At 46.1% G+C, this 25,412-nt stretch carries 22 protein-coding genes, 1 tRNA gene and 1 pseudogene; 12 read left to right on the forward strand and 12 right to left on the reverse strand.

The window, feature by feature from the left end:
• Positions 1 to 123: 123 nt before the first annotated feature.
• From H0248_RS06140 to H0248_RS06150, 3 genes are all read right to left on the reverse strand, one after another.
• On the reverse strand, positions 124 to 945 hold the full coding sequence (locus tag H0248_RS06140; protein ID WP_180785155.1) for a DUF932 domain-containing protein: 822 nt from the start codon (positions 943 to 945) through the stop codon (positions 124 to 126).
• Between the two features lie 84 nt (positions 946 to 1,029).
• Positions 1,030 to 1,905, reverse strand: a complete 876-nt coding sequence (locus tag H0248_RS06145; protein ID WP_180785156.1) for a GTPase family protein — start codon at positions 1,903 to 1,905, stop codon at positions 1,030 to 1,032.
• Between the two features lie 83 nt (positions 1,906 to 1,988).
• On the reverse strand, positions 1,989 to 2,906 hold the full coding sequence (locus tag H0248_RS06150; protein ID WP_180785157.1) for a hypothetical protein: 918 nt from the start codon (positions 2,904 to 2,906) through the stop codon (positions 1,989 to 1,991).
• A 500-nt stretch (positions 2,907 to 3,406) separates the two neighbouring features.
• Between H0248_RS06150 and H0248_RS06155 the strand changes: the two genes are divergently transcribed.
• The 8 genes and pseudogenes from H0248_RS06155 to H0248_RS22605 form a co-directional block, all read left to right on the forward strand.
• Positions 3,407 to 3,619 (forward strand): helix-turn-helix transcriptional regulator, encoded by a 213-nt coding sequence (locus H0248_RS06155; RefSeq protein WP_039503053.1) that lies wholly within the window; start codon positions 3,407 to 3,409, stop codon positions 3,617 to 3,619.
• 104 nt (positions 3,620 to 3,723) lie between these two features.
• Positions 3,724 to 4,257 carry a secretoglobin family protein gene (locus tag H0248_RS06160; RefSeq protein ID WP_180785158.1) on the forward strand — a complete coding sequence of 178 codons (534 nt, stop codon included), beginning with the start codon at positions 3,724 to 3,726 and terminating at the stop codon, positions 4,255 to 4,257.
• Positions 4,258 to 4,287: 30 nt separating this feature from the next.
• On the forward strand, positions 4,288 to 4,632 hold the full coding sequence (locus H0248_RS06165; RefSeq protein ID WP_445482655.1) for a putative zinc ribbon protein: 345 nt from the start codon (positions 4,288 to 4,290) through the stop codon (positions 4,630 to 4,632).
• 381 nt (positions 4,633 to 5,013) lie between these two features.
• Positions 5,014 to 5,625, forward strand: a complete 612-nt coding sequence (locus H0248_RS06170; protein WP_180785159.1) for an inovirus Gp2 family protein — start codon at positions 5,014 to 5,016, stop codon at positions 5,623 to 5,625.
• Positions 5,626 to 5,802: 177 nt separating this feature from the next.
• A complete protein-coding gene (locus H0248_RS06175; protein WP_180785160.1) occupies positions 5,803 to 7,854 on the forward strand; it encodes an ATP-binding protein in 2,052 nt (683 codons plus the stop codon).
• 225 nt (positions 7,855 to 8,079) lie between these two features.
• Positions 8,080 to 8,505, forward strand: coding sequence for a hypothetical protein (locus H0248_RS21890; RefSeq protein ID WP_219608968.1), 426 nt, complete (start codon positions 8,080 to 8,082; stop codon positions 8,503 to 8,505).
• A 472-nt stretch (positions 8,506 to 8,977) separates the two neighbouring features.
• The gene (locus tag H0248_RS22445; RefSeq protein ID WP_180785161.1) at positions 8,978 to 9,202 is read left to right on the forward strand and encodes a hypothetical protein; all 225 of its coding nucleotides are present in this window, start codon (positions 8,978 to 8,980) and stop codon (positions 9,200 to 9,202) included.
• A gap of 265 nt (positions 9,203 to 9,467) precedes the next feature.
• Positions 9,468 to 9,928 (forward strand): annotated as a pseudogene (locus H0248_RS22605) (IS5 family transposase); the annotation flags it as partial.
• Positions 9,929 to 9,994: 66 nt separating this feature from the next.
• Here the strand turns inward: H0248_RS22605 and H0248_RS06195 are convergent.
• The 6 genes from H0248_RS06195 to H0248_RS06220 all read right to left on the reverse strand — a co-directional run bounded on the left by H0248_RS06195 (position 9,995) and on the right by H0248_RS06220 (position 15,712).
• A complete protein-coding gene (locus H0248_RS06195; RefSeq protein ID WP_180785198.1) occupies positions 9,995 to 10,486 on the reverse strand; it encodes a Mov34/MPN/PAD-1 family protein in 492 nt (163 codons plus the stop codon).
• Entirely contained in the window at positions 10,479 to 12,353 is a 1,875-nt protein-coding gene (locus H0248_RS06200) for a ThiF family adenylyltransferase (protein ID WP_180785162.1), read from the reverse strand. Before H0248_RS06200 ends, H0248_RS06195 begins: the two co-directional genes overlap by 8 nt.
• Positions 12,346 to 13,500 (reverse strand): hypothetical protein, encoded by a 1,155-nt coding sequence (locus H0248_RS06205; RefSeq protein ID WP_180785163.1) that lies wholly within the window; start codon positions 13,498 to 13,500, stop codon positions 12,346 to 12,348. Before H0248_RS06205 ends, H0248_RS06200 begins: the two co-directional genes overlap by 8 nt.
• A gap of 16 nt (positions 13,501 to 13,516) precedes the next feature.
• Positions 13,517 to 13,987, reverse strand: a complete 471-nt coding sequence (locus tag H0248_RS06210; protein WP_180785164.1) for a hypothetical protein — start codon at positions 13,985 to 13,987, stop codon at positions 13,517 to 13,519.
• 256 nt (positions 13,988 to 14,243) lie between these two features.
• On the reverse strand, positions 14,244 to 15,458 hold the full coding sequence (locus tag H0248_RS06215; RefSeq protein ID WP_180785165.1) for a tyrosine-type recombinase/integrase: 1,215 nt from the start codon (positions 15,456 to 15,458) through the stop codon (positions 14,244 to 14,246).
• A gap of 177 nt (positions 15,459 to 15,635) precedes the next feature.
• Positions 15,636 to 15,712 (reverse strand) — tRNA-Arg (locus H0248_RS06220).
• 400 nt (positions 15,713 to 16,112) lie between these two features.
• On the opposite strand from H0248_RS06220, the gene H0248_RS06225 reads away from it, so the two are divergent.
• On the forward strand, positions 16,113 to 18,566 hold the full coding sequence (locus tag H0248_RS06225; protein ID WP_180785166.1) for a DUF3772 domain-containing protein: 2,454 nt from the start codon (positions 16,113 to 16,115) through the stop codon (positions 18,564 to 18,566).
• Positions 18,567 to 18,646: 80 nt separating this feature from the next.
• Here H0248_RS06225 and H0248_RS06230 read toward each other — a convergent pair whose 3' ends face one another.
• Both H0248_RS06230 and dgcA read right to left on the reverse strand, forming a co-directional pair.
• Complete coding sequence (locus tag H0248_RS06230) at positions 18,647 to 19,507, reverse strand: D-amino-acid transaminase (protein ID WP_180785167.1); 861 nt, start codon at positions 19,505 to 19,507, stop codon at positions 18,647 to 18,649.
• A 42-nt stretch (positions 19,508 to 19,549) separates the two neighbouring features.
• Positions 19,550 to 20,530, reverse strand: coding sequence for an N-acetyl-D-Glu racemase DgcA (gene dgcA / locus H0248_RS06235; RefSeq protein ID WP_180785168.1), 981 nt, complete (start codon positions 20,528 to 20,530; stop codon positions 19,550 to 19,552).
• 368 nt (positions 20,531 to 20,898) lie between these two features.
• On the opposite strand from dgcA, the gene alaC reads away from it, so the two are divergent.
• Entirely contained in the window at positions 20,899 to 22,140 is a 1,242-nt protein-coding gene (gene alaC / locus H0248_RS06240; protein ID WP_039497602.1) for an alanine transaminase, read from the forward strand.
• A gap of 107 nt (positions 22,141 to 22,247) precedes the next feature.
• Positions 22,248 to 22,661 carry a type II secretion system pilot lipoprotein GspS gene (gspS, locus tag H0248_RS06245; RefSeq protein ID WP_103862244.1) on the forward strand — a complete coding sequence of 138 codons (414 nt, stop codon included), beginning with the start codon at positions 22,248 to 22,250 and terminating at the stop codon, positions 22,659 to 22,661.
• Here the strand turns inward: gspS and gspB are convergent.
• Positions 22,658 to 23,227, reverse strand: coding sequence for a type II secretion system assembly factor GspB (gene gspB / locus H0248_RS06250; protein ID WP_180785169.1), 570 nt, complete (start codon positions 23,225 to 23,227; stop codon positions 22,658 to 22,660). The two genes, gspS and gspB, sit on opposite strands and share 4 nt — an antisense overlap.
• Before the next feature lie 528 nt (positions 23,228 to 23,755).
• Here gspB and H0248_RS06255 point away from each other — a divergent pair.
• On the forward strand, positions 23,756 to 25,324 hold the full coding sequence (locus H0248_RS06255) for a pectate lyase family protein (protein ID WP_103862242.1): 1,569 nt from the start codon (positions 23,756 to 23,758) through the stop codon (positions 25,322 to 25,324).
• Positions 25,325 to 25,412: the final 88 nt, after the last annotated feature.

Genomic DNA, 25,412 nt, shown 5'->3' on the forward strand with positions numbered 1-25,412 from the left:
GTAAGAAAGCCGGTGGGATGCGGCCTGAGGGGCAATTGAGGTAAACAGGCTATGGGGGCAAACGCTAACGGTTGGACATACCCTGTCCAGGTGGTTACAGAGTGATAACACGTTGTCCATTACTCACTGGTATGTCGCCAGCATAGTTTCCGCCATCACCCACAGTGCTCGGTTGAGTTTGATATCGCCATCAATCCCCTTGACGGCCCGAGTGCGGGCCTGCTTTCCCTGCACGGAGCGACCGGTCAACCCGCCTTTTATCAGGTTCTCCTGTACCCGTTGATAGGTGGTCCACAGGTCGTTGGATTCATCCTGCCAGCGGCGTGGAGCCAGTATCTGCGCTGCTGTGACCGGCTGGTGGTCTTCGCCAAAGCGGTAGGTCAGCGCCGCCTTTGCCAGCGCTACCTGAGCCCGTGGCAGCAACAGCAGTGACTGCATGGCATCCCGCTTCTCATCAATACGCTCAAAGGTGTCCAGCACGTCATAAGCCCCTTCAATCACCCGCCCCACCACATCGCCTTTGTGTGGCACCCGAACCTCACCCAACGATTCACCACAAATCAGGCCGTTCTGACACACACTGCGAAACAGCCCCGGCAACATCTGGTAGGAGCTGGAGCCGTCATGACTGTTCAGCAGAATAATTTCCGGCACCTGTTGGCCGGTGATTTGTCCTTCCCGGCGCAGGCGTAACATATGCTTGGTGTGCTCGCGTTTGCCGATATCTCTGACGCGGGTCTGGCAGGCAAAGAAGGGCTGGAACCCTTCACGCTGGAGGCTATCCAGCAGGGTGATGGTCGGGATACAGATGTAACGTTCACTGCGCGACGCATGCTTGTCCTCGCTAAACACGCTGGGGACCACGCGGAACAATTCATCGTGTGTTAACGGTCGGTCGCGACGGATAACATTGGCGGCACCAAAGCGGGAAGCTAAACGAACCATAGGAATGTCCTCAGAAAAAGAATAAATAAAAGCCCTGTCACAAAAGCGACAGGGCCGGATGGGAATGAAAAGGTTAGGTGTTGCCTAGAATAGCAATGACCACAATGAACGGGCGAGTGACACCACGGTTTGTTTGAGGCCGCCGATAAGTGTTTTTAGTGGTGCGGGGACGACAGGCAGCGCAATCACGCTATCAAGTACGTCGCCAACCGACTGGGCAAAATCATCCTGAGCCCGGCTCTCAATAGCCACTGACCGCCAGTTGGGCTGTAGCCGGGCCGACAGCGGACTACTGGCCTTGGGCGGTAAACACTGAAACAGCGTCTCCACCATTGTTGCCATGCCCCAGCCGGTTTTTACCGATACAGCACAGACCGGATGGGTAGGAAAGAAGGTGGAACGCACTGTGACACGACGGGCATAAATATTGCCTGACTGGTTTAATGAGGGTTGCTGCGCATCCCAGTCCCATTCGTGACTGGGCTCCAGCTTATCCACCTGATTTAGGACAAACAGTATCTTGTCACGGTAGCGCTCACCGATAACGGTGCGATAGATATGCTGGTCAATGGCAAGTGCACGGTCATCGGCCTTGAGCAACCAGAGCACAATATCAACGCGCGGCAGCCAGTGCTGGTAGAGTGCAGCATAGTCACGATCCCTATCCTCACTCTCACCGACACCGGGTAAATCGACAAACAGGATGCTGCGTTGCCCTGATGACAGCCGGAACGTAAGAGCCTGCCGGGTGCAGGCACTGTTATCACTGACCGGGGATACTTCTCCCTGAAACAGTGCATTACACAGACTGGATTTGCCCGCACCGGTTTTCCCCATAATGCCGATGACGGGTTCGTATTGGATCAGTTGTTCAATGTGGTCAATGACGCGCTGGTGCAGGCTACCCGGCAATACTGATAGCGACGCCTGTATCTCTCGCAGGTTCTCGTAATTGGGCATAAGGATTTCTCAGACAGAACAGCGTGGCGGCTATTGAAACCGCCACAGATTGGGGTGTGCATGGGGATAATATCTATCTGAAATTATTTTAATTGCCGATTTTTCTTTTGCTGCCAAGCGATATGAATAGCATATTCAATGACTCTGGAGTTTGAAATCCCTTCTATTTTAGAAATTTCACGAATTTTATCATGTGTTTCTTGTGAAATAGTAACGTTCAAATCCTTATGTTTTTCAGTTCTCTTTTTGATTCTGGATTTTTGTGTACTCAATGCACTTTTAAATTTATTTATGAATAACTCTTTTCTTGCGCCATCGAAATCAAGATTAATTATTTCACACCAATTAAAATAAGCCGCATAACAGTATGCTATTTTTTCATCTATACTATCCCCACATCGATAACCTGAAGTTGTAATATTGCTATCTCTGAGGTATTTTAGTAACCAGTCAATTGTAATGCCTGTCTTTCCATTAATACCACTAAACAAATCATTATGGGAAATCAAATCAATCCATTCATTATGTGAGTTAAGAATGAACTTTTTAATTGAGTATCCTTTTACTGCTCTTGGTATATCCCCTCGGATTTTTTCTTTAATGAAATTTATTCTTGCTCCATGCTCTGGTGGGACTTTTTTACCTAAGGATGATTCAACAAAAACCAGTTCATCTTTTTCCCCAAGAAGAATGTCATCTTCACAGATATAACTAAGATTATCAATTTTAAGAAGAAACCAATAACTAGCCCGAGAGTCATTTTTTAGCCATGTCAATTCATTTTCATCAGGTAGTAATTTTTCCCTATCTTCTCGAACCTTGTTAAGAAAATAATCAACCTTAATTTCATCCCCTCCCTTATTTAGAAGATATCTTTTTACTCTTTTTTCATAACTACCTATATCACTCTCTCCAGCCTCTGGAGGAAATGTTGCCCCCTTCAACTTCAAAGCGGTGAACAAAAAAAGTACAGAATCTCTACCATCCAGGAAACTAGCCATACACACCACCTCATCACTACGTGATTTTATGTATAATTCTGACAATTTCATGCTGAAAACACAATGAATATCTGATGATTTCATGTAGATGATCATAGGCAGAGTACAGATAATTTCTCTACAAAATACCATTAGAGACAATTTATATAGACGCCTCCCCCCCATCATCAATACCTATTTCGTTAGCTATATATACCCCAAATCATTCGAGTCAAAGGGAAGTGGAAAGGGAAAAAACTCCGATGGGCTTATTTAAGAAAATGATTTTGGTGAAAAAGCACCCCCAACGAAAAAGCAACTTTAGGCATGACAGTATGACTTGTGGAAACTAGGTGAAAAAATAAATCACGAGTAGTTCTTTATATCTTGAAGGATGTAAAATTTACACATATTAGTTGGCTACTGAGTATTTTTACAGATGGGTCAGTTGGTATAGCGGAGTCGACTGGTAAGCAAAACCCCCGGCTCTGATATCTATTTACCAGCCGGAGAATACCAACATGGCAACGCAACCGACCTTACTGGAAGATCAGTTTATCGATATGAAATTTATCACCGCCCTCACTGAGATGACGGATAAGTGGTTTTATAAGTTGATTCAGGATGGCGATTTCCCTGCGCCCGTTAAATTTGGCCGGAGTTCCCGTTGGCTAAGGAGTGAGGTTGAGGCTTGGCTACAAGAGAGCATTGCCAAATCCCGAAAACAACGCTAACCCGCCTTTTATTCACTAATAACACTTTTTAGTCAGCTATCACCATTATCCGCATAAGCGGCGGTTTTCTGCTGCCTGAAATTCAGCATTGAAGGGAAATAACGATGAAAAAAACTCCATTACTTAACCATTATCAAACTTGGCTTGATGATTTTACCCGACTAAACCTGTGCCATGGATTATTTCAACAGTCGATAACACTGTGGCACAAGCTGACGATTGCATCATGCCAGCAAGAAGATGGCAGCATATCCGTTATTGTCATTCCACAATGTCTGCTCCAGATTATACGCACAGAGCAGGTAGTAGATTGCAATATTATTCCCCAACTGATTAAGCATATTGATTACCCCTTGCTTCCAGGCGTGCTATTCAGCGAATGTTGCCGGTTGGGAAAAAGAAAGCTGGCAGAACAATTAAAAATGCTATTCCGATTGCATACGCAACCGGAGATGCGTCATGCCCTAATACTGCTGTGCTGGTGTGATCTCATCACTGGTAGAGATTTGGATGAATGGTATTCACTACACTTGCCTGACGCTGATGAGTTAAAACAGTGGATATCAGCACAACAAGAAACTTACCGAGGACTGGCAACGCTGACGAAGGATTACATTGAAGCCACCCGGCCATTGTGACGGTGGGCTACGCGTATAGAAAAATGCCACATCGTACAGAGGAGTACCGGTGAAATCGCGGCAACCCGTCAGGTCAATTCTGCTGACGATGAGTGGCGCTGCCATCACTGCCAGTGTCCGCTGGTATTTCATCCTGCAACGATAACGACACCCGCATGGTTTGAGTATGTTATTACTGCTGGTGATCTCAACGCGCCATTACATTGCGCTTACCTTGTCTCAGAGGATCAAACATCCTCCAGTATGAAGATTATTGCACAGCTAGCACCCGTTCAGCGGGTTACACACTGGCGATGCACAATGTGTGGTAGCCACTACCGGGGGAAGAAACAGCGTTCACTGTGCAAGACAGGCATTTACAGCCGGGAAATATAATTGCCTGAAAGGTTGAAATACAGGCTCTACAGAGGTTCCTCAAACATAACACGTACCGAATCGTCTTCAGACGTTTTGGTACGTTAACAGGCCATAGTATGAGCAGGATAACTTCGGAGTAAAAATTAACCTGATTTTCTCAGGTAACACCATACGCCACAGGCATCTTTCGGGTGTGCTTGATGACGGATTGGTATTATTAACTGTATGATATAATTGAATTATATATCCACTTGGTTACAAGTCAGGTAGTCATTCACATATCACTGTGATTCCTCTTACTGCTGTTACAGCAGTATCCCCACACATTATTAACTCATTCATTAGCCCACTACGGGTAAGGCTATGTCCTGCCTGTAGCAATCTTATAAGTGAAAAACCATGATAGATAACATTCGTATTGATCAGAGCCAGGCTCCGTTCAATGAGGCTTATCTGCAACGCATGATTAGCGTGATAAATAACGCAGTAGCCGAGCATCCGCGCACCACGGCAATACGGGTAGATTTACGCTTGCCAGACGATGAATTCAATGCACGTCAGGGCTTGATGTCCCGTTTCGTTGAATCACTGGATGCAAAGATTGAAGCGCGATATCGGAGTAAGCAGAAGCAAGGGACACGAACATACCCCTGCCATTTGCGTCATCTCTGGGTACGCGAAGTTGGAGAGGAAAACCGAAAATCCCATTATCATGTTGTCTTATTCGTCAACAAAGACACCTTCAGCGGCCTGGGAAGGTATGACGAAAGCGGAACGGGGCTAGCATCGTTGATACAAGCAGCATGGCTGAGTGGGTTAGGCCTGAGTAACCAGTCCGATTACCGGACGCTGGTACACTTCCCTGAAAACCCTCTCTATTATCTGGATATAAACGCTGAAGATTATCGAACGATTTATGATCGATTGACATTCAGGGTTAGCTACTTCGCCAAAGAGCGAACCAAATCGTATTGCAGGGAAGAACGGTCGTTTGGGTGCAGTCAATATTAAAGAGGTTGTGGTATTGCTGAACCGGATACACATTGGGACAATTGGCGGCTAATATGACTGTAATCTCTAAATTACTTGGGAACACGGTCTACTATTGTGAACTTCGGTCAAATGATTGTCACATCCGCTGGCCCTGTGTTTTCTAGCAACAAATAGCTATCAGTTGGAGACTTAGCGATGAGCATGAATACGTCTTTACGTGGAAGATTACGCAATACGCCTCTTCCATTAAGTCACAGTCTGATGCCGCTGTTTGAGGCGGTTGTGAATTCTATTCATGCTATAGCAGAACAGACAGCATTGCCCGGCTCTGGAGAGATTACCATCGAGATAATCCGAATACCCCAAGGGACTCTTGGGTTTGACGATGCCAAATCTCGCCGTGGAATCACTCCCCAAGAGCCTATACTTGGTTTCAAAATTTACGACAATGGCACTGGTTTTCATGATCGTAATATGGATTCGTTCGAAACATTAGATAGCGAATACAAGGCAGGTCAGGGGTGCCGTGGAGTTGGCCGATTGCTTTGGCTTAAGGCCTTTGAGGCTGTTAATGTTTCCAGTCATTATCGAGATGCAACAGGCTCATTGAAGCACAGGACATTTTCGTTCACGGCATCTCAGGGCGTTTCAGGGATAACAGATACTGAGGCAAGCCCGAATACGAAGATTGGAACTTGTGTTCACCTTGCAGGGTTTGAAAAGAAGTATCGCGAAAAATCTGCCAAAAATGCACGAACGATTGCAAACAGCCTTTTTGAACATTGTTTATGGTATTTTGTTCGGGATGGTGGAGCACCCTCAATTTCAATTATTGATGACAATGAGCGCATTCATCTGGACGAAGTGTATAATGAATATATGTTCTCATCTTCATCAAAAGAAACGCTTACAATTAAAGGTCAGTCTTTTGATATCACCCACTTAAAACTAAAGTCTGGTCCAGTAAAACAACCCTTTATTGCTTGGTGTGCGGCCAGTCGGGTCGTCGAAGAGGAGAACATAGCCAACAAAATCCCTGGATTACATGGCCGTATAAAGGATGAAAACGGCGATTTTATTTATGCCTGTTACGTAACTTCTCCATTCCTCGATGAGCACGTGAGACCCGAACGTATAGGTTTCGACATACAGGAAATTAGCGATGATCTTTTCTCTGGATCAGAGGTTAACCTGTCTGATATACGAAAATCGATACTTGCATCTTCCTCGCACTATCTTGAACAATACTTGCAGGAAGCTAAAGCTGCAGGTCGGGCGAGGGTTGAGAGTTTCGTTTCTCAACGAGCTCCCCGTTATCGACCAATATTGAAGCGAATTGATGAAGATCGCTTGGTTGTTGATCCAGATATATCTGACAAAGAGTTAGATCTTCTTCTTCATAAGCAACTAGCCGAACTGGAAAGTACTTTACTTTCTGAAGGCCAAGAAATGATGAATTTTGGCATCAATGAAAACACGGAGCAGTATAGAACCCGTCTGACAAAATATCTTGAGAAGGTAGATGATCTAAAAAAGTCTGATCTTGCCGATTATGTTTTCCATCGTAAAGTGGTGTTGGATATTCTTGCAAAAGCAATTCAGCGAGGGCCGGACGGAAAATACGTAAAAGAGGAGGTTATTCATCAGTTAATTATGCCTCTGCGTAAAACATCAGATGAAATTCACCTTGATAGTTGTAATCTTTGGTTGATTGATGAACGTCTTGCTTTTCATGATTTCTTGGCCTCTGATAAAGCGCTTTCTTCTATGCCAATAACAGGTTGCAACGAGAATAAAGAGCCGGATATTTGTGCTCTCAATGTATACGACGAGCCAATTTTATTTTCAGAGGGCCAGCAGGTTCCCTTGGCATCAATCGTTATTGTGGAAATTAAGCGTCCTATGCGAAATGATGCTGGCCCTGGCGAGGATAAAGATCCAGTTGAGCAGGCGTTAGGTTATTTGGAGCGGATACGGGAAGGTGGCGTGAAAACGGCAAATGGACGACAAATTCCACGTTCTGAAGATATTCCTGGATTCTGTTATGCAGTTTGTGATCTTACACCCTCTGTAGTCAAAAGATGTAAAACGTTGGGGCTCACGGCAACAAGTGATCACCTCGGTTATTTTGGTTACAATCCAAACTTCAAGGCCTATATAGAAGTGATCTCTTTTGATCGACTGTTGAACTCTGCTAACGAGCGTAATCGTGCGTTTTTTGACCGACTCGGTCTGCCATCAATATAAATGTCTTTTGTGTTAGATGGAGGAGGAACACTGTGTCATCCCTAATAAATATTTTATTAGCCGTGGATAAGATAGCGATAGAGATTTATAGGTTATAAATATACGATTCTCGGACGAATCGCCTTTATGTAATATTTGATCATTACCTACCTCTGCCACTGCAATGTGTAGATCATCTCAAGCACACTCGAGTGTGGACGTAAGCTTTATCAGGTAAAGGCTCGCATGGCATTGCCGTTGCTTGTACGTCAATCGGAGGCATGCTCTCCGATTGTTTACTCAGACCTTGCAGAAGAGCTGGGGATGCCGAACCCGCGCAATTTAAATTACATCCTTGGAAGCATTGGGCGGTCTTTAGAACTTCTTTCGAAAGCTTGGAAAGTTAAAGTTCCGCCAATTCAATGCCTTGTGGTAAATAAAAATACCAGGCTTCCTGGAGAGAGTATTGGTTGGTTTCTTATTAAAAAAGAAGATTTTTCAAGGCTTCCAATTCGGAGAAAGCGAAAAATCGTTGAAACAGAACTTCAGCATATCTTCTCATATCCTCGTTGGCAGGAAGTTCTTAAGGTTCTTAAGCTTGACCCAGCCATCTCTGATTTCACACCGCTCGTGAAAAAAGCTAAAGCTGCTTTCAAGGGGGGGAGAGAGTGAAGCACATAAAGCTTTAAAAGAGTTTATCGCACAAAATCCTACCGCGATTGGACTTGATTATAGTACCCCAGTTGGTATTACTGAAGATCTATTGCCCTCTGGTGATTGATTGGATGTTTCATTCTGTAGTAAGAAGATTTGGGTGGCAGCAGAGGTCAAGTCCTACATATCAGCTGAGAGCGATATTGTCCGGGGGCTATTTCAATGTGTTAAGTACCGAGCAGTAATGGAGGCCGTATTGATGACAAAATCACGGACACAAAACGTACGAGCACTACTTGTATTAGAATCAAAACTACCCAAGTCACTGATCCCATTAAGAAACATACTTGGTGTTGCAGTGATTGATGGTATCTCGACTAAAATGGCTAGCAGACCTCTACAGCCGAAATATTGTGGGATATGAAGTGCATGAAACTGAAAGTGGTGAGCAGGCGGCAGCCCTGATACAACACACGGTCCTTCGGGAAGGATGCTGGCAATACAATACCCAGCGGCACTGCATGCGGGCAATGGTGCGGCGATGAAGTCACAGACGTTGCAAATGAAGCCACATGAGCTGGCAATAAGGCCATCTCACAGCCGCCCAAGAGTCAGTAACGACAACGCGTATGTGGAGTCGCTGTTCAGAACACTGGAATATGTGCCACAGTGGCCGTCATCGGGTTTCGGTACATTGGGTGAGGTGCGTGAATAGGTAGATGATTTTACGCAGTGGTATAACGAAACGCATAGACATAGCGGCATCAGGTATATGACGCCGGGCCAGCGACATCGGGAGAAGACGGCGTGCTGTTGAAAAAACGAGATGCGGTGTAACGGGTGGCAAAAGCGTAACGACCTGAACGTTGGTCTGGCAGAACACGAAACTGGCATCAGGTAGGCAAGGTAATGCTGAGCCCTGAGCGGGAAAAACAAGCAGCCTAAATCAACCGGGGGGCCAACTATCTTGATACTTACCAGGGCGCTCTCGCGGCGACTTTGGCACCAAAATCCATCTGGCGACAGATGGTACAGGATTGCCGTTGAGTTTTTGCATGAGCGGCGGACAAGCCCACGAAAGCCGGTATGCTGAAACGTTGCTTAACCGGGCCGGGATTATCCGAAAAATGGACATCTGAAATCGCGTCCGAAAGCGGTGTTGGAGGATAAGAATTACTCAAGCAGAAGCATTTGCATTCATTTGAAAATAAAAGGAATAAAAGCGGTTATTCCTTTTAAATTGGATGAGAAAGCCAGTCATGACAGACGCCAGCCGCTCAATACGAGTCTGTACAAAAAACGCAATGTAGTGGAGCGTTGCTTTGCGATACTCAAAAAAAATCGTCGTATCGCGACACGCTCAGAAAAAATAGCCAGAAACTGCCTTAGTATGCTAAAACTGGGGGCGAACAGGTTATTTTTGAAGCGGTTGTTAAGTTAAGGGACACGGCCTAGTATTGATATGATTAACCACCATGGATATGAGTCACTTGTGCTATTCATATAATTATAACCTTTTTATTTGGTTTTTTTGATATGTGAATTTATATAATATCTTCCCATCTGCTGCTGCTAAATAACAGTTGGAAATATTTTCTTTATTTGGGATTATTAGCATGAGAAAAAAAGGTCTTGTATGACCTGATTTGATAAATAAGTCTTGGATACTGCGGATGTCCGTTCCTGATGGTTTTGCCAATTCTTCGTTATGTGTATGCCAATCACCTAAGTAGTGAAAGCCTTCTTTGAATAACGAAATGATATCTTCTTTGGCTTTTTTCTCATCTAACTTGAAAAAATTTCTTTTCCTCAAATCAGTAAGGCCTGGTGTGGTTATTTTATTGATTTCAATCTCTGAGTCATTGAGATTATTGGAAAATAACATCCCTCCAGATTCTTTACTAAAACAGTGACTCTGACGGTGAGAGAATAATTCATCTACAATGCTTTGGCTGATGCATATTTTGAAATCTAATTCGATACAATGAAATTTATGCATCACGTTTTTTCCAATTAGAATTTTCAAAAATCAAAGGTATAATACAATCACCCTTTCCGGGGTTTCCAAATTCTGCTATCCATTTATCATTCCAGTTCCCACCAAGCTCTAAAAGTTCTTCTTCTCTTCCTATATAACTATAAGCAAAAGATATGTTTGAAAAACGATCCATAATAAGATCTATTATTGTTCTTGCAGTTAGAGCATGTATGTTAGTCAATGGGACAGCTCCGTATGGTTGGAATTCTCCTGCACATGCTGCTATTCTTTTGCGAGTGTTTTCTTTCCAGTAAGTAGTAGGATATTTTAATGCACCTACATGATTACCTTTTGTAATATGCCAGCTATTGAAAGCATTAGAATCTACTTGATTGACTATTACATGCCCAGCCATTGCATGAGCTTCTACAAATGCAAAGACAATAGCACCGAGAGTATCCTCAGACTGCCTTTTTAGTAACTGCTGTTCAGTATTCCAATGTGCCGTGCAGCTTACTATTATATCTGCCTCTGAAATTTTTTGGTTATTCTTGGAATTTTCTGTCCAATCTTCATTAAAAGCTTCTATATAGGCATTTGGAAATTCCACCCGTAGTTTTGAAGCAAGAGCTAATGCTTTATTTTTGTAAACTGAATCAAATCCTAATAGATGACGAGAAGAATTTTCACTCTTCATTACATCATCATCCCAAAGCATCATTTTTCTAATGCCTGATTGAAGTAATAGTCTTGATACCGAAGACCCTATAGAGCCACATCCGACTATAGCTACTTTATGCTCAGAAATTTTCTTGTAAGTTTTGTTATGCTCACGTCCCGTTAACCAAGAATCATCAGAACGATCAACTATGAAATTTTCTGTTTTAGTTTCGAATATTCTATATTTTAATATTTTTCCATCAATGTAATTCCTATAACCATCTAATAAAGCTGTTCTTCTGAATCGACCACGACTAATACCTTTGGCATCGTAGCGGTCTGCGGCAAGGTCACTAACTCCCTTGGATATTTGTATTCCTATAATATTCATTCCAGAAGGAGTTGGGAATGAAATTAAAATTATTGGTTTGACATTAAACATGTTAGCACATGATCTTAATATCAATTCAATAGTGGTTTCTGGATCTTCATGTTGTTTATTTATCAGTTCAAAAAAATCCCTTATAGTTTTGGGATACTGACTTGGATACCAAGCTTCATTGAAGAATACCAATGGAATAGAAACTATTTTAGCGAGTCGTTGCTGCCTTATTCGCTTATCTTTTGAATCGCTTCCATCCGATTCCAATGGTAATATTTTTTGGTTTTCTAACCAGTTAATCAATTCTTTTTGTGTGTCGGAGTATATTACTCCAAATTTTCTAACACTATAACCGAAAATAAATCTTGTATTTTTACTTGTTAAGTCACACAGACTTATGAGTCGATCTGTTTTATTACATTGATAAATCCAATAGTTCTGGAATTCATCAATGAAATCCTCACTCAAATCGCCATTTATACCTTTTCTTAGCATCAAAATAGCATCATTTAGCAAATCGATGGCATAGGTCATATCATCGTTATCGATGATATAGCTGTCAGGCCAAACACATAACTTGCCATTTTTTTCTAAGTGTGGAAGTTGGCAGACATCAATTTTAGGAGAAGAAATAAACACATCTGGTATGTCAAATTGACTAAGGCTTTTATATCTTAATTGCAATAAAATAGGTTCATTATTAAATTCTAAATCAGTTGATAACTCCCAAGAGCAAGCATATTTATCATTAAATTTTAATAATTCACTTGTAGAAAGCTTCCTTGCACCATAAGGTGCAAGGATTGTGCTCAACTGATCTATCTTTTTATTAAGACAATCAGGCATAACCACCACCACCTTGTCTATTTACAGCGGCACTTGATGATTCTGCCATGCCTAACGCAGATGCTGCAATTTTCTTAATGCCATTATCCGAAATCTCAATTTCTAACGGAATATTCTCTCCATTCTTTTTATGGTCCGACACACATAGAAATTGACCTTGTACTTTATCAACAATATCCTCGTATTCTTTTTTTGCTCGATAAGATGGAGGATCATTGGCATCATCTGCAATAGGGTTTGAACTTGCAATTATAAAAGCATTTTGTTTTGCTCGGCTGAATACTTCCATCGCCAGTTTGGATGTTTTTGCTTCATCTCCTTTACCGCTTGAACTATCATGCGATAAAGATCGCCAAGAGCAATGATGAGGGGTTTGTAGTATATCGTAATCAAGCCACGACATATTATAATTTTTAAACAGGCGGTTACGAACACCTTCCCAACAAACAACTTCCGCATCACCACCACTTAAAAAGAATGCTGTTTTATTATCACCTTTCAACGTAAAATTAATAATTACACTTGAATGATTCTTCCCTAATTTATCTTCATCCTCATCCAAATCTTTTTTTGGTGATGGTGCAAGTAAATGAGCTTCAAAATTGTATGAATATGTACCATTAATTCGCCGGGTTGTATTATCAAGTTGCAGTACAATATTAGGGATATCATCAGTTTTACCATTTTCATCTTTACCTAAGACTAAAACTTGATTACCGACACCATCTAAATATCGTTTTTCTTTGTAAAGATTAACCCTTCGTTTTACTTCCGAATTAAGATCTCTTGCATCTTGGACTAAATTATTATTTTGTGCATTATGTCGCCTAAATACTATCGGACTGGACCAGATTTCATTAATGAAGATTTTATCTGACCTTTCACTCCAATCTTCGGGTTTGCCTAAATGAAAGTACTCTGAAATTCCAGAACAATGATCTTTATCAGGATGAGACCAAATAAATAGGTGGATAAATAATCTACCTTTCTCGTCACGAGTCAGCTTTTCTCTTAACTGGGAAAGAACATCAGGATGTTCCTTCCCTTTTCTTATGTGGCAATCGATTAAAATATTTTGCCCATCTTCCGTTTGGATGAGTGACATATCCCCATTACCAACGGGAAAGAAAGATATCTTTGCAGACATATTATATCCTTTTTAATTATTTCTGATCGGAATTATCACCCGACCTTGCTGTGCGAGATTTTTCAATCCCAAAAATAGCCATACCTACATCTTCGATTTTGCCAATGAATTTATCTACATTCAACCCAGCAAAGAAGGCAAATGCCATATATCCATAGTCTCCACCACTACCGTTTTGTGATGCATCTAACACTATCAAACCTGCTTTTAGAAACAGGTAGGCCACAACACCACAGATACCACTGACAACAGGCCTCAACACATACCAAACATACCAACGGTCATCCCAGCAGTTCTTGACACATTTGTTTAGATACACTCCACGGAGACAATAAAGAGTTCCACCAAGAATACCGATCAATCCGCAACGAATCATGAGCTTCTTGCTCATGACCCATTCAGGGAATACATCACCCTTTACTAACCCGGCATACACAAGAGCAACAAGTAAAAGTAGAGTGAAGAGATAACCGATTATCCGTTTCATGTGTAGCCTATAGGTAACGTTTGAAGTTGGTTTTTATATTTACTCATTTTAGATCATATCCTTATATTATCTAAAAAAGTACTGCTGCATCATCTCTATTAAGACTATACGTGTCACGAATCGCACATGTGTAAGCTGTATTTTGAAGCACACTAAGTTACCCCCTGATCACCCGCATCATGCGATCACTATACTTATTCAACCATCGATCTCGTAACGCGAAAGCCGGAACAACTCCGGCTAATTATCTTCCTGCCTATTTTCGTTTCCCCATTACCACAACCTTCTTCACATCTTCATGTTCCAGCCCATCAATAAAATCCCCATACCACTGCAACATACCCCTTCGCTGCTCCAAATACTGCGCATGGTTATACGTTCCACGAATGGTGTTTTTGTCCACATGAGCAAGCTGCAATTCGATCCAGGCAGTGTTATAGCCTTGTTCATGTAGTATGGTGCTCATTGTGTGGCGAAAGCCGTGTCCTGTCGCTTTTCCATGATAACCAATCCGTTTCAGTACCTGATTAATACTGGCTTCACTCATCGGCTTGGTGATGTCGTTACGTCCAGGGAAAACCAGGTTGTAGCGTCCGGTAACGGTGTAAAGTTGTTGGAGTGCATTGATCACTTGATCGGAAAGGGGCACAAGGTGAGGGCGGCGCATTTTCATGCGTTCTTTTGGCACTTCCCAGAGCTGTTTTTCAAAATCAAACTCCTTCCATTCTGCTTGTCGTAATTCGATAGTGCGAACGCCGGTAAGCATCAGGATACGTGTAGCAAGTTGTGTGACCTTACTACCCGAGTAAGTTGATAATGCGCGTAGAAAATCCGGCAGTTCATCTGGCAGAAGGTGAGGGTAGTGCGTGGCCTTTGGTGGGGGAAGGGCGCTTGCCAGTTCTGATGCTGGGTTGTTTTCAGCTCGGCCAGTGACGATGGCGTAGCGGAACACCTGATTACAGGCTTGGCGAATTTTACGCAGTTTGTCGAGTACGCCTCGTTTTTCCAGTTTCCGCAGTGAGGTTAGCATTTCCAGAGGTTTGATCTCAGCAATAGGGCGTTTGCCGATATCAGGGAAGATATCGTTCTCAAAGGCTTCCATCAGATCTTCAGCGTAACCCTTCGACCAGTTAGGGCGTTTGTATTCATGCCATTCGAGAGCGATGGCCTTGAAGGTGTTATCGATATTGATTTTCTTTGCCTGTCTTTCGACCTGCTTTTGTTCACTAGGATCTCCACCAGAAGCGACGATTTTTCGAGCCTCTTCCCGTTTTAATCTCGCTTCTGCAAGCGAGATATCAGGATAAACGCCGATAGATAATTTTTTCTCTTTCCCTGCAACGCGGTATTTCAAACGCCAATATTTGGCTCCATTCGGCTTTATCAGAAGATAAAGGCCTGCGCCGTCAGTGAGTTTGTACTCTTTGTCTTGTGGCTTGGCGGTTTCTATCTGTCGAGCATTAAGTGGCATGGTGGGGGCCCCTAATAGTCATTGAACAAGAAGAGCCCCCATAGAGGCCCCCAACATCGACTTGATTTCCAGTATGCTGGGTTGACCTCGGTGGAGCTCAGCGACAGAAAATCCTAGTGGTATCAATGAATATAACGGGGTTTTGTTGAATTCGGTAGAGTTTGGGAGAACTTAAAATGGTACGCCCTACAGGGCTCGAACCTGTGACCTACGGCTTAGAAGGCCGTTGCTCTATCCAACTGAGCTAAGGGCGCATTTCAAAAAGAAATGGCTGTTGCGTGTTACAACAGTGGGCTGGATTATACCCACACGTCCCAGTGAGTCAACGGGTTGGCGCTGGATTTACGCTATACGGTGAATCCCTGTACAACTTTGGTGAATGTCGCTTTCTCAGGTGTGACTTTTTTGCACAATTGCGAGCCTCGTCCACATGCACTACACATAGCAATGAAAATTTCAGTTTTATCTGCCAGATGCGTTCAGTAATTCTTTTCAAGTTATGAACGGACGTATTCTGCGTTCTGCGCTGTTGGTACACTATGTCCGTCCGCATTCGTGGGTTTTTGATGAGTGTGGGCTGCTTTCACGTGCTGGGTTTGTCGCTCGGCTATTTGTGGATCCGCTATTTTGTCGAACTTTGGAACCTTTTGATTTATGAACATTCTTTCATCCGCATTCTTGCGCGTTTGTCTGCTGGCAATGTTGATGCTGCCTGTTGGATATGCATCGGCGGCGAGTGCGGACTCTGATCCTGACCCACAGCCTGCGCAGACCGATGCACCTGTAAAAATTAATGTTGATGCCGAGTTGGTCAAGCTGCAAAAACAGTTAGATAACATCAAGCAGCAGGTTTCAGGCACCAATAACGACAGCAAATTTGGCGCGTTGAATGACACAACGCAGGAACTGGTGAATAGCGCCAATGAGCTTGCTAATGCAGTCGCACCGCAGCGCGCTCAAATTCAGGCTCAGTTGGATGTCTTAGGACCCGCGCCAGAGCCCGGATCCAGCATTAGTGAAACCAGCGAAGTGACGCGTAAGCGAAACAGTCTGAATACGCAAAAAGCGAAAATGGATGCGCAGATCGAGCAGATTCAGGCTTTACGCACCGGAGCGACCAATCTGTCCGCGCAAATCGTGACTTTGCGCCGTAATGCGCTGAAAACGCAGTTGGCATTGAATTCCGGTAGCATTCTGGGCGGGCGTTTCTGGGCACCGATTGTGGCTCCGCAGGCTGAGGATGTACGTCGCCTGAGCACCTTTCAGGATCAATTAAGTGACGCCTTTATGGTGGCCTGGGAGCCAGACTGGCGTTACGGCTCCGCACTTCTGATTTTGATCGCCATGGCGATGAGTTCGGCGGGGCGTCGGTACATGGAGAAATGTCTGGCCTGGGCGGGAATTAACTGGCTGCCGGAAGGGCGTCTGCGGCGGAGCTTTTTAGCCACGGCGTCGGTTATTTCAACTGTGGTCACGATCGGTATTGCGGTAAATCTGATCGACTTTACGTTTACGCGCCACGGTGAAGCTTCAGAACGCATCGTGTCGTTCCTTGATGCGTTGGTGAGACAGGCAATTTTCTGTTCGATGATCGCTGGATTGGGGCGTGCGTTCCTTTCGAATCAGCGCCCTTCATGGCGTTTGCCTGCGATCGCTAACCCCGTCGCAAAAGCCATGAAGCCGTTTCCTGTGATTGCCGCGGGCATTATTCTGATCTTCGGTTTTATTGAACAAGTGACGGCGACGGTGGGAACATCGGTCGCGGCAACCATTATGGTGAACGGCTTATCTGCACTGTTCCTGGCCTTTACGGCGGGAACTATCACGCTAAAAAGCGATCAGATTCGTCGGCAGATGGTGCATTCAGGGGAACAACCGGAAGCGCGTTCGACATTATCCGGCATTATTCATCTTGCCGTATTGGCAACATCGTTCTCTATTCTGGTGTCGCTGGTCATCGGCTATATCTCACTGGCTCGTTTCCTGGCGTTCGAGCTGGTGTGGATTGGTATGGTGTTCTCCTGCCTGTATTTGTTCTCAACGTTTATTACCGATATCTGCGAAAGCCTCTTTTCTCCCAACAACGCCAGCGGCAAGCGAATGAAAAATTCGCTCAATCTGGACGATCGGCATCTGGCTCAGGCGACCTTGCTCCTGTCGGCTGCCGGTAAAGTATTTTTAATCTTGATGGCGGCCGTCGCTTTACTGAACGGGACGTTTGGCACCACTACGCCGCTGGAGCTGGTGCAAAAAGCCGTTGAAATCTGGGGCGGAAAAGGGCTGGAAACGCTGAGCATCGTGCCTGCTCATCTGGTCAATGCCGTGCTCTTTCTGGTGGTGGGGGTTTATGTTTTACGTTCCTCAAAACGCTGGCTGGAAGATGAATTCCTTCCTAAAACGACGTTAGAACGCGGTATCCGTGCGTCGCTGGTGACGCTGTTCAGCAACATCGGCTACATCCTGATTATCCTGCTGACGTTGGCGACATTGGGGATTGAATGGAACAAGCTGGCATGGATTGTCAGCGCGCTGTCGGTGGGTATCGGTTTTGGCTTACAGGAGATCGTGAAGAACTTTATCTCCGGCCTGATTTTGTTGACAGAGCGCCCGGTGAAAGTGGGCGACTCGGTCAGTATCAGCGGCGTTGAAGGGGATATCCGGCGGATTAACGTGCGTGCGACGGAAATTCAGCTTGGCGACCGTTCGACGGTGATCGTGCCGAACTCCCAATTTATTTCGCAGAATGTGCGCAATATTACGATGGGGAACCCGTTTGGGGTTGCCACGCTGGCGCTGACGTTCCCGCTGGATATCGATCCTGAAGAAGTCCGGACACTGTTATTGGATGCCTATATCAGCCATGAGGCGATTCTGGAAATCCCTGCACCGTCAGTGAAGTTCAGTCAGTTGAACCCAACGGGCATGGTGCTGAGTGTCACGGGCTATGTCAGCAGCCCGAGAATGGTATCGGAAGCGAAGAGCGATCTGTTGTTTGCGATTATCAAGCGACTGCGGGAATCTAATATTCCACTGGCCGTACCGCAGAAGATGGTGCTGGAAAACTCAGGGCTTGCGCTGACTGACGGCATGTCGGGTGAGGATAAATAATGTACTCAGCCATCCGTTATCCGGCAGTGAACGGGTAACGGATGAACATCGAAGCCGTGTTTATAGGATGTAAAGTACGGCTATTTTTCCTGCTGTTTAACCATATCGAGATAGATTTCACGCAACCGCTGAGTGATTTTTCCGGGCTTGCCGTCGCCGATCGTTTTTCCATCCAGCATTACGACGGGGAGAACGAGCATGGTGGCTGAACTGACAAAAATCTCTTTAGCGTGATACGCCTCTTCCGGCGTAAAAAAGCGTTCTTCCAGCGTAATGCCCTCCTTTTCTGCCAGCTTGAGCAGCGACTGACGCGTAATACCGTGCAGAATAGCGTTGCTGAGTGGGCGGGTCACAACCGTGTTGTCATGCAGGACGATGTAGCAATTGCAGGAACTGCCTTCGGTAATGAAACCGTCTTCAACAAAGAAAGCGTCGTCGGCCTGATTGGCATGGGCATACTCTTTTGCCAGGCTGGCGGCGAGCAGGCTGACGGTTTTGATGTCCCGACGGTGCCAGCGAATATCCTCGGTGGTGACAACGTGCAGGCCCGTTGTGGCTTTCGGGTTACCGACCAGCGAACGTGCCTGAGTGAATAACACCAGCGTGGATTTGACGTCAGCAGAAGGGAAATAGAAATCACGATCGCCAGCATTGCCACGACTAAGCTGTAAATAGATCGCACCTTCTTTCAGATCGTTTTTATTGATCAGCTCATCGTGAATCTTTTTGAGTGCCTCAGGAGTGACGGGCAACGTGAGCGACAGCTCGCGGCAGGAGCGTTGCAGGCGAGTGATATGATCGGCGAAATCAACCAGTTTGCCATCAATGACCGCCGTCACTTCATAGACGGCATCGGCAAACAGGAAACCACGGTCAAATACAGAAATTTTTGCTTCATTTTCTTCTACATACTGTCCATCAACATAAACAAGACGTTGCATCACAACACTCCTTAATAGTTGCTCAATGCAGGTTAACGCGCGTTATCCCCACAATAATGCGTCGGGCGGTAATATTTCGCTACCGTTATAGTGCAACCCGTTAGTACGATCGCGCTGCAAGAGCAGCGGGCCATCCAAATCGACCACGGCGGCACCTTGTGCCACGACAAATGCAGGTGCCATCGAGAGCGATGTACTCACCATGCAGCCGACCATAATTTTTAAACCTTGCTCCTGCGCATATTGTCGCAGACGCAGGGCTTCCGTTAGACCGCCGGTTTTATCCAGCTTGATGTTGATCATGTCATAGCGGCCGACCAGAGCGGACAGCGACTGGCTGTCATGACAGGATTCATCGGCGCAGACGGGAATCGGGCGGGGCAAGTCTGCTAGCACATCATCTTTGCCTGCTGGGAAAGGTTGTTCGATCATCGTTACGCCAAGTGCAGCGAGTTCAGGAACCAGCGTCAGATAACGTTCGGTATCCCATCCTTCATTCGCGTCCACAATCAGACGAGCCGATGGTGCGCCTTCGCGCACGGCAGCAACTCTGGCCAGATCGTCTGCATCGGCCAGCTTTAGTTTGAGAAGAGGGCGGTTAGCATGATGTATTGCGGCGTGGCGCATACGGTCTGGCGTATCCAGAGATAGCGTATAGGCCGTCTCCAACGCCGTGGGCGAAGGAAGTTCCAAACGCTGCCAAATGCGCTGTTGATGCTGTTTGCACTCCAGATCCCAGAATGCGCAATCGAGCGCATTGCGCGCCGCGCCTGCGGGCAGGATGGTTTGCAGCCTCTCCCGATCTAAACCGTTACGGACATCGCTGTGCAGTGAGGCAATCTGTGCCATGACGCTGTCGAGGGACTCGCCGTAGCGTGAATAAGGAACGCATTCGCCGTAGCCTGTCACGTTGCCGGACTGGATTGCCACCACAACGACATCCGCCTGACGCTTGCTGCCGCGTGAAATGGTAAATGCGCCTTCTATTGGCCAACTCTCGGTGAAATATCGCATCTCAGTCATAAGCTTACTCTCGGGTTAACCCTCCTGTGACTCAGGGGGATAAGCGCCTTATTTACAAGGCCTGAGCGGGTCATCAAGTGTAATGCTTCTTTTGGTGCGTATTCTCCATTTTTTGCGATCGTAGCCAGAAATTGATGAGGCTTAATTCCGGGCTGGAAAAATTTATGAGCATGGTATCGACAGGGCGAATTATCTGAGATAGCTTGAATAAGCTCATCACACTTCAGGTCGCCTGTACCCCTGTGGTTAACGAAAGTTGTAGTTAACGAAAAACGGGTTACAGCGATTTGAATGATGTTGAGTAGAGTGCCTTTACAGGCACTGCGTCGCTCGGACGGTCCGGGCGCTCACGTTAATCTGAGGATGTTATGGCTGATTCTACTTCTCCGCGCCGTTTTACGCGCATCGATCGTCTTCCCCCGTATGTATTTAATATTACTGCTGAATTAAAAATGGCTGCGCGTCGTCGCGGCGAAGATATTATTGATTTCAGCATGGGTAACCCTGACGGCCCGACCCCTCCTCATATCGTGGAAAAACTCTGTACGGTCGCACAACGCGAAGATACTCACGGATATTCGACCTCCCGAGGCATTCCGCGCTTACGCCGTGCGATCTCCCGCTGGTACGCCGATCGTTATGAGGTTGATATCGATCCTGAAAGCGAAGCTATCGTCACGATTGGCTCCAAAGAGGGGCTGGCGCACCTGATGCTGGCAACGTTGGATCATGGCGATACGGTGCTGGTGCCGAACCCCAGCTACCCGATTCACATTTATGGTGCGGTGATTGCCGGGGCGCAGGTGCGTTCTGTGCCGCTGGTGGACGGCGTCGATTTCTTCAACGAATTAGAACGCGCGATCCGCGAGAGTATTCCGAAGCCGAAAATGATGATTCTCGGTTTTCCGTCGAACCCGACAGCACAGTGTGTTGAGCTGGATTTCTTTGAACGCGTGGTGGCGTTGGCGAAACAGTATGGCGTGTTGGTGATCCACGATCTGGCCTATGCCGATATCGTGTACGACGGCTGGAAAGCGCCGTCGATCATGCAGGTTCCCGGCGCGAAGGACATTGCGGTAGAGTTCTTTACGCTGTCGAAAAGCTACAACATGGCGGGCTGGCGCATCGGCTTTATGGTCGGTAACCCAGAGTTGGTCAGCGCGCTGGCGCGAATTAAGAGCTACCACGATTACGGCACGTTTACGCCGTTGCAGGTGGCGGCGATTGCTGCATTGGAAGGCGATCAGCAATGTGTGCGGGACATCGCCGAGCAGTATCGCCAGCGCCGTAACGTTTTGGTGCGTGGTCTGCACGAGGCAGGCTGGATGGTTGATGAGCCAAAAGCGTCAATGTACGTCTGGGCGAAAATTCCTGAAGCCTATGCGCATCTGGGGTCGCTGGAGTTTGCCAAGCGACTGCTGTCGGAAGCGAAGGTTTGCGTCTCCCCCGGTATTGGCTTTGGCGATTATGGCGATACCCATGTGCGGTTCGCCTTAATTGAGAATCAGGATCGTATTCGGCAAGCGGTGCGCGGTATTAAGGCCATGTTCCGTGCTGACGGTCTCTTACCGACCACCAAATCCTTACCCGGCAAGGGCACGGCTGCCTGATGTCCACCGCTCCCGGTTGTCTGACCGGGAGCACATAAACATGCCGTGACAGCGGCTTATCATTTGCTAGAATGCCTACCGTTAATCTCAATCAGGATGAGTTTGTCATGTCATTATCACTGTCTAAAATTTCTGCGTTAACGCTGCTTTGCGTCACGCTGGCCGGGTGCCAACAAACAGGAACGTCTGCCCAAAAAGGAACGGTGGCAGGTCAGTCTTCTGCGGTAACGGTTTCTCCTAACGATCAAATGAATCAACTGGCGTCGCTGGTGGCGGCTACCCGCTATCTCAAATCGAAGTGTAACCGCAGCGATCTGCCCGATGATGCGACAGTTGCTAATGTCGCGTTGGCTGTAGCAAAACAGCGAGGCTGGAATGTCGCGAGCTATCAGGCTTTACCGCAGCGCAGTGAAAGCCTGTACCAAGGGTTATTGAAAGACAGTACGCCAAAAGAGGCGCAGTGTTCGGAATTTAACCGTACGCTGACGCCGTTTATTGATGCCATTCGCAGCCGAGGCTAAGGCATAGCGTTTCCACTTTCATCGTCGGCGGAACGTTCATTCTCGTTGAATTTTCCGCCCGGCCAATCTTCCAGCGCTTCGAGAATAAACACCTCGCCCTCTACGCTGAAAATGGTCATATCCTGCTGGATCTGCTCTATGGTCAGCCCTTCTATTGGTGAATCCCCTTCACGGAATTGCAGACCGTTGAGCGTGATGCTGCGCTTGGCTTCATCCGATGTATAAACGTGCGCGCTGTAGGCCAGCGGCGGAATCTCACCATTGCTGATGGCGGGTAGCGGCAGCGTGGTCCTCTTCTCTGAGGAGGCTGGCGTATGGGTATGGGGGGCTTCTTGATGAGGTGTCACCGCAGGAGTCGCTGGTGTTTGCTCCTCTGCCGCAGGCAAGGTGGCTGCTTGAGCCGCTAAAGTGGTTGTCGGAGAAGCGGGGCTCCCCCAGCGCTGATGGCTGAACCAGCCGAGTGCGATAAAAAGCAGAGCATAAATAATCATCAGATAACCGGGCATTGGGTATCTGGCAAGCAGCGCTGGCTGTGAGTGTGTCATTGCGTCCGGTGCGTTATCCACGCGCTCATCCTTTAGTGTTTAGGGGGTACTTAGGTCGTGTAGCATCACATCATAAACCAAAGTCGGGCGAGTAGGATGGTGCCGTCTGCCTTATTTTGCAAAAAATAGAAAGAGCCAGAAAACTGAATCTCTCGGTTATGTGACAGTTCCTCCAATTTGATTAAAAACTATTACAGTCATAATAATCACAGATGGAATCTTGATGCGGGTCGCAAAAAAAACGTGTGAATTTGCTTTAATGAAACCATGTTTTACCATTGTAGGTATGACGTTTCTTTTTGTGTTCGATAATCAATCAGCGTGGGGTGGTGCCATCATCATTTAATTAACAGTCCCGAGTGTTAAGTGGGCAATATTATCATGTGGTTTTTTACTACAGATAGTGTGCTGCTTTTTTATCAATAAGGGACGTGCCAATCTGCCACGACATTAAGAATAAAAGTACTTTTAAAGTATGCGATTAACATCGCAGGGTTTTGTGCGGATTTATTTTTCTATTTTAATAATTAAAAAATACTGAGGGATAAAATGTTTAGAACGGTTATTGGGACTGGTCGTTTACGCACCTGTGCGGTAGCTATTGCCCTTTCCGGGATCGTGCTTTCTGGGTGTGATAATAGTCAGAAACCCGTGGCAGAAGCGGCTCCGCCAGATTTGCAGGTGAAAACGGCACCGTTTGGTTGGGCTGCGCAATATCATAATACGGATGGTAAATTTTATGCGACGACGGGGGGCGAGGGTGCGCATGAAAATAGCATTTATGTCGTCACCAGCCGTCAGGAATTAAAAGACGCATTAAATAATATCCGCAGCCCCCGTTATATCGCCGGTGATGCCGATGCGGAATTGAAGGCAAAGTTAGAACCAAAAATTATCTACTGGCAAGGCACTATCCGTGGTGATGACTTAGGCAATGGACGCTATGCCAATGCTGAGGATTATAAAACCAAACCGAATAAAACAACGTTTGATTTTGATTTATACGTCAAAGCGTTCGATCAGAATTATATGGCGCAGTTGAAAGCGACGGCGGATGCCGGTGGAAGCGACGCAGCGGCAGCCAGCACACAGCTTAATCTGTTGAAAAAGCAGAATGGTCAACGTTCGCAGTATGCCAACAACCAGAAGGCGCAGATTCAATTTCAGGTACCGCCAAATACCACGATTTTAGGCGTGGGTAGTGAAGCAAAACTGGTGGAAGGCTATTTATCCCTCAATACCCTGAGCAATACGTTCGGTAAAACGGATAACAGCAACATCATTATCCGTAATATTACGTTTCAGGCACCGCGTGACTTTGCCCCAGCCTGGGATGCGGGCGATGGCGATAAAGGTAACTGGAATGCGCGTTATGATTCCGTATCGATTAATGCCAGTAAAAATGTCTGGATCGACCACTGCACGTTTACGGACGGTGACTATCCAGATCATTTAGAACCGGTGTTATTTGGCAAGCATATCCAACGCCACGACGGCTTGCTGGATATAGAAGATGGAGCCGACTACTTGACGATTTCCTACAACATCTTCGCCCAACATGACAAAACGGTATTAATTGGCTCCGGCGATGGTGATAAAGGGGAATACCGAATCACTTTTGAAGGCAATTTATGGGACAACAGCGTGCAGCGTTCACCGCGTGTGCGCTTTGGTCAGGTGCATTTGCTGAATAACTACCATCGCGGGGCAACGGATACGAATTACCCCATTCTGTATGCCATTGGGATGGGCTTCGATTCATCCATTCTTTCCGAAAGTAACGTGTTTAATTTCCAAGGCGGCGGGGCGGATGAAAAGCTGATTATCGGTGCCTACAAAGGAAGCAAATTTAAAGACAACGGCTCCTGGTTCAATGGCAATCCGGCAAGCAATTTGAATCAAATCGCAGTAGACAAATGCAGCACATTGCAAGAAGCCGAGAAGGCCGCCGCTACAAATTCTGGGAAAGCCGTACCAGCATGGGCGCTGGAAACCTGCACCAATGAACTGGAATGGAGTCCGCCTTATGTGTATAGCGCAGGGAAATCCATCGCCGCCGTTGAGAAATATGTTCTGGAAAATGCCGGCGCGGGGAAATTGGATATTTCTCTGCCGTAGAACGTCTGTTCCAACTCATTATTTTTATCTGTAAACCCTCTGCCGATAGGTTTCGCTCTGTGGCAACGATCCTGCCGCAGGGCGAAAT

It is taken from the genome of Pectobacterium brasiliense, from assembly GCF_013449685.1.
Classification (GTDB): domain Bacteria; phylum Pseudomonadota; class Gammaproteobacteria; order Enterobacterales; family Enterobacteriaceae; genus Pectobacterium; species Pectobacterium brasiliense_A.